Annotated in this window: 3 protein-coding genes and 2 pseudogenes; 2 read left to right on the top strand and 3 right to left on the bottom strand. The window is 68.0% G+C overall.

Translation table 11 applies throughout. The features are described from left to right. Both I0Q12_RS08535 and I0Q12_RS08530 read left to right on the top strand, forming a co-directional pair. The coding region (locus I0Q12_RS08535) for an IS1634 family transposase (protein ID WP_197251510.1) at nucleotides 1-894 on the top strand (894 nt) is incomplete at its 5' end. Nucleotides 895-906: 12 nt separating this feature from the next. Then, nucleotides 907-1,104 (top strand): annotated as a pseudogene (locus I0Q12_RS08530) (helix-turn-helix domain-containing protein); the annotation flags it as partial. On the opposite strand, the pseudogene I0Q12_RS08525 reads toward I0Q12_RS08530, so the two are convergent. The 3 genes and pseudogenes from I0Q12_RS08525 to I0Q12_RS08515 form a co-directional block, all read right to left on the bottom strand. After that, nucleotides 1,102-2,422, bottom strand: a pseudogene (locus I0Q12_RS08525) (IS701 family transposase). The pseudogenes I0Q12_RS08530 and I0Q12_RS08525 overlap by 3 nt on opposite strands. A 429-nt stretch (nucleotides 2,423-2,851) precedes the next feature. Further along, nucleotides 2,852-5,185 (bottom strand): TniQ family protein, encoded by a 2,334-nt coding sequence (locus I0Q12_RS08520; protein ID WP_197251509.1) that lies wholly within the window; start codon nucleotides 5,183-5,185, stop codon nucleotides 2,852-2,854. Further along, nucleotides 5,182-5,879: TniB family NTP-binding protein (locus tag I0Q12_RS08515; RefSeq protein ID WP_197251508.1), on the bottom strand; the 698-nt coding region annotated here is incomplete at its 5' end. The genes I0Q12_RS08515 and I0Q12_RS08520, both read right to left, overlap by 4 nt.

Genomic DNA, 5,879 nt, shown 5'->3' with positions numbered 1-5,879 from the left:
ACCCGCACCATCGTGCCGATCGTGCGGCAGTTCCAGGCCCGCCACAATATCGAGGGGGTGGAGATGGTGATCGCCGCCGACGCCGGGATGTTGTCGGCGACGAACCTGAAGGATCTCGACGCTGCCGGACTGAAGTTCATCGTCGGATCGCGAGTGACGAAGGCCCCGGCGGATCTGACCAGTCTTTTCCACTGGCACGGGGACGTGTTCACCGACGGGCAGGTCGTCGACACCGTCACCCCGTGGCACGCCAAGAGCGTGGTCAACGACATTACCCGCCGTAGGGAACCGGTGTGGGAGCCGACCGACACGTCGGCGTGGCGGGCGGTCTGGGCGTACTCGACCAAACGTGCCGTGCGGGACAACCAGACCCTGAACGCGCAGGAAGCCCGGGCCCGGGAGGTCGTCGACGGCACCCGTGCCGCTCGCACACCACGGTTCGTCAAGACCACCACGAAGGGAAAATCCCTCGATACCGACGCGCTGGCCAGGGCTCGTTCCCTCATCGGCCTGAAGGGGTATGTTACGAACATTCCTGTCTCGCTGATGAATCCGCAGGAAGTGATGGCGAAGTATCACGACCTGTGGCATGTCGAGCAGTCGTTTCGGATGTCGAAGACCGACCTGCGGGCCCGCCCGATCTTCAGCCACACCCGCGATTCCATCGAGGCGCACCTGACCATCGTGTTCACCGCATTGGCGATCTCACGCTATCTGCAGGACGCGACCGGGATGTCGATCCGGAGGATCGTGCGGACCCTGCGTCCCCTGCAGGAAGTCACCATCACCATCGCCGGCCGCGAGCACACCGCCTTCGATCCGCTCACCGACGACGCCGTGCACATCCTCGATTCCCTCGGCATCGCGAATCCCCGGTCGGGGTTGGCACACTAATCTGGTGCAACTCGGGTCGGACGGCCCAGCGTGGTCACGGACGCCCAACTCGCCTATGCCACCCAACTGCGTGACGGCGGCGCCACCATCGCGGAGATCACCGCCAGGACCGGGCTGACCCGCTCCACCCTCTACCGGCACCTGCCGACCCGGCCGGCGGAGACGCTCACCGCCGAAACTATCACCGCTGAGGAGAAGGCCTCGCCGTCAAGGACTTAGTACTGCAACGACAGTTTGTGATGTCGTCGTTTGTAATGGCTGGCGCGGGCTCTGGCTTGACTGATGCGGCGCCAGTTCGACCAGTGTCATAGGTGAGCGAAGGCGTGGCGAACGGGACAGGCGACACGATTGAACAGTCGCCGACTCTCGTTGACCGTCAGAGGAATCAGCCTATCGGAACCGGCTTCAGATCCCCCTTTTGGGTCTCTCGGCGCAGGATCGTCAAGAACGCGGCCGCGACCATCGACAGGGTGATGTGCCGGTACCAGGCGGTGTAGCCCCGGACCTGGTAGTGGTCGAGGCCGGTCTCGTTCTTCGCGGTCTGGAAGCACTCCTCGATCGCCCACCGGCTGCCGGCCACCCGGACGAGCTCGTCGAGCGGGGTTTCGGCGGGGCCGTAGCAGATGTAGTAGGCGATCTGCTCCGGGTCGCCGGTCGAGCGGCGGGCCAGTAGCCAGTGGCCTCGGCCGAGCTCGCGTAGCGGCCGGATCGGCGCGGCGGCCCAGTCGTAGACCCGCGGTCCGTGCGCACCATCGCCGCAGGACAGTCGTTGCCACGCCGACGCATCGAGCTCGGCGATCACGGTATGGGCGCGGCGCTGGCGTAGCTGCATCGACACCACCATCTGCGTTTTCGGCACCGCCAGCACGTGCGCTACCCCGCGGGATTCGAGCCACATCCGCAGCCGACCGACCTGCCCGTAGGCCTCGTCGGCGGTGACCCACCCGAACGGGATACCGGCATCCAGGGCGCGTTCGAGCATCGATTGGGCCAGTTCGGGTTTGGTCGCGAATCCGATGTCGTCGTCGATGCCGGCATCGCGACACCGATTCCGGTCCTCGGTCCAAGCTTTGGGTAGATACAACTCCCGGTCGATCAACGCCCGACCACGGTCGGAGGCGTAGGTCAGGAACACCCCGATCTGGCTGTTCTCGATCCGCCCGGCGGTGCCGGAATACTGCCGAGCCACACCCGCGGACCTGTTGCCCTTCTTCAGAAAACCGGTCTCGTCGACGATCAACACCCCGGCGGTCTCGTCACCGATCGCCTCGACCACCACGTCTCGCACGTCATCGCGCAGCCCGTCACAGTCCCAGGCGTAGAAGTTCAGCAGCCGCTGCATCCCTTCCGGACCGGTGTCGCCGGCCGCCTCGGCCAGTGTCCAGCCGTTCTTGCGTTCGACCTCCGCGAGCAATCCCCGGACATACGCCACCATCCGCCGCCGTGACTCCACCCGCGAGAACCGGTGCGCGAACCGACTGCAGAACGCCGTGAACCCCGCTGACCATTCCAACACCTCCGACTGCACCAAGATCAAGTATCATAGGTACAACCTCGGTCACAAACTGTCGTTGCAGTATTAGGTGACACCGTCATCGGCCGCCGGACCGCTCGCGTGCCCTACCTGTGGATATCAGCCCACAACGCCTCGGGACCTTGTTTCGCACCGCGCCGACCTCGCCACCGTCTGGCTGCACCTCGACGATCGCGGCGAATCGCACGAAGCGCGCCACTGCGCCCGCTGCCAACCGCACGGGCACGTCCTGGTGACCAGCTGCTCCCGGTGCGGCGACGGCCCCCTCGTCACCGGCTCACCCGGCGAAGACCTGCCCGAACCAATCCTCAACTGGCTCGAGGGTCACGGATGGACCACCCTCCCCGAACTCGTGTGCGGCGACCACAACCGGTGACTGCCGACTGGTCGAAAGACGGATCCCGACGACGCGAGTTGCCCTAATCAGTGCGACTCGCTCAGGTGACGCGCACGGCCGGCAGCGGCCAGCGGGCGAATCGGGATGCCGTAGTCCTTTGCGATCCGGCTCATCCGCGGCACGCTGCGCCCCACCTCGTGCCCGAGTTCCCGCAGCGTTCGCCGCCGGGTGACGTACTGGTCGTGGAACCATGCCGGATCGACCGGCGGGCCTCCGCTGCTCGGTGTGATGCCGTGATGTCGTGCCAGTCGCCCGGCCGCCTTCCTGCTGACGCCGATCATCGCGGCGATCTCGGCGAGGGTTCGGCGTTGGCCGCAGTAGAGGTCGACGAACTGTGACCGGCTCACCGCGTCCTCGACCGCGGCCAGGGCCGCGCGTTGTCCGAACCGCTCTGCGGCAGTGGGCGATGCGGGAGCGGGATGGTTTTCGAGGAGGTGGCGGATGACATCAAGGGTGGTGCCCAATTGCCGCGCGATCTCGGACAGGGAGGTGTGTTCGCCGCGGGTCAGGTCATGGAGCGGGGCGAGATCCACGGCGCCCGGATCAGGTCCGGGAAGGTCGAGCCCGTCGAGCAGATGCTGGGGTGGATGCCAGTAGACCGGTTCCTCGTCCAGTCCGTGGTCGTCGAGGAACTGCCGGGCCGCCGCAGCGAGTAACGCGGCCAGGGCGGGGGTGAGGGCGCGCGGGAACCCGGACAGTTTCGCGCGGACGTCGTAATCGTCTGCGAGGAATGGGGACTGGGACGCGGGGATCCCGCTGAGGCGTTCGAACAGCAGCCAGCGGGCGAAGTCCGCCTTCTGGCCGGCGCCGGGTGGTGTGCCGGTCCGGCGGCAGATCTTATGCCACAGTTCGTCGGGTAGCAGCGCGCGGTAGTCCAGGCGGCGGCGCCGGTCGTAATCGATCGGTGGCGGCTCCGCGGCGAGGTGGTCCGCCAGCCGGGTCAGCGCGGTCAGAGTGTCGTCCCACCGTGGGTAGTTCCGCAGGCATGCGAGCGTGCGCGTGACCCCGTCCGCTCGGACCGCCGAGCCCAGGCGGCCGGCGGCCTCACCGAGCCTGACTGTGGTGCCCACCAGCATCAGAGCTACCGACAGGGCCGGTCGGACCTGCGCCGGACTGCAGTGGGCCACCGTAAATCGCAGTGACCATTCCGGCCAGAGCAGGGTCGGGATGCGGCGGGCAGCAGCGTCTCCCGCGACAGCACTCGTCGATGGGTAGCTCGGGAGCGCGGCGGCGCTGCGGTACCGCAACTGATCGACGGCACGGACGAACAGCGGCCGCAACGCGGCGAGCTGGATGGCCGCCAGCGTCGTACTGGTGGCGCTGCCCCAGTCGCACATGGTTCCGGCGGCGACAGGTCGTCCCAGACGCCGACCGCCGTGCACCAGCCACCGCAACGCCTCGGCGGCCCCGGCAATGTCGGGCCGATCCAGTACCGTCATGGCCGTGGTCACCGCGACGGCTGTTGCGATCGCCCCACCGGCCCCCGACATCTCCGATACGCGCAACGCTCGTGCCTGCGATACGGGCGCCGACCGAATCCGGGCCAACGCGTCGGCGAGGTCGGCGGGTACCCGGTCGGCGATCTCCTCGGCCGTGCCGTAGACGAGGACGCGGGAGGCGATGGCGTGCAGATCGGCCAGTGTCGCGCGGGCCCCGACGGGGTGGTCGGCGTACACACCGAAGGTGCCTCGGCTGGCGGTGAGGACATCGAGCACTAGGTGCTGGGCCCGCAGCGCCGGGTGCCCCGGCGACAGCCGCATCACCGGTGTCAAGGTCAGGTCTGCATCACACCGGGTGAGCCCACGTGGGCGTGCGGTCTCCGCACTGCGGTAGGCGCAGCGGCCCGGACTCGGTATTACTTCCCGGAGGGGTCGTCTGCACCGTTGGAAGCTTTCGCAGCGCGGGCAGGTGTCCGTCAGCAGGCAGTGGTGCTCGGTGCAGGCGAAGACGAGCCCCAGCCGCCAGTGCAGTTGCCACCGACCGCCGGACTCGGCGAGGCAGTCCGGGCAGTATCGGGATCGTCGCCCGCGACCCCAAGGGAATCCCACGGTGGATCGCCCCTTCTGGCCGTTCAGCGACAGGGCGATGCCGTCGTAGCGGGCCAGCGTCATTGCCTCGACAACGGTGGCGGGTAGGTCCGCCGCCGCGGCGATGGTGTCCACGTCGCTCGGGCGCAGGTGCATCGGCCACAGGTTCGGGCGCCGAACTCTGTCGGCGGCAGTGCCGTCGGCGGGGCGCAGGGCCTTGTCCAGGTCGACGAACGACGTCCCGGTGCGGTGCGCGATGGCCTCGAGCCAGGAATCGATCGCCTCGCCGGGCAGCGGGGCGACCCGGATCGGCAGGGACCGCACCCCGGTCATCGACGACGACGTGTCGGCCGGGTAGTGATGCGGCGCGCGTCGAGGGCGGCCTGCAGTTCGCGCCGCGCGGTCTCGGCGTCCTCGTCGTTGCTGACGGTGTCGAGTAGGTCGGCGTCGAGGCGTTCGCGGCCGGTGGCGACCGCGCGGTGGCAGCCGCGGTTGATCAGTACCATCAGCGACCCGATGTGGCCGGTGCTGCGGGTGAACAGGTAGTCCGAGAGGTCGTCGGCGAGCATGCCGGGGTACTTGTCGGCGAGCACCAGTCCCTGTTCGATCGCCAGCAGCATGGTCCGCCATTCGCGGCGGCCGGTGTCGGTGTCGATACCGAAGGGCCGCATTCCCACCAGCGTGGTGCGCCGCGCGGTCTGCGCCTCGGCGAACAGGCCGCGTTCGGCCAGCTTCACGCCGACGAACACCACGGTGACCGGGAACTCGTTGGCGATGTACTTGAAGTGGTTGCTGATCTCCACGCCGCTGGTGGCGTGCATGCGCAGGAAATGCAGATCATCGACCACCAGAATTCTTGTCTCACAGGAGGTCACGCAGTCGAGGGTGCGGCGGGACAGGTCGGCGCTGGTGCCGCGGGTGATCCCGGGGTGGGCGTAGAACTCGAGCATCGCCCGGTTGAACTCCTTGAGGCCGGTGTTGCCGGTCAACCCGACCCGGCATACCGGCCACCGCTGGTGGCCGTCGC

The sequence above is a fragment of the Rhodococcus sp. CX genome (assembly GCF_015865005.1).
Taxonomy (GTDB): Bacteria; Actinomycetota; Actinomycetes; order Mycobacteriales; family Mycobacteriaceae; genus Rhodococcus.
Note: the sequence above shows the minus strand (reverse complement) of the source record. Positions and strands in the feature narration are given on the sequence as shown.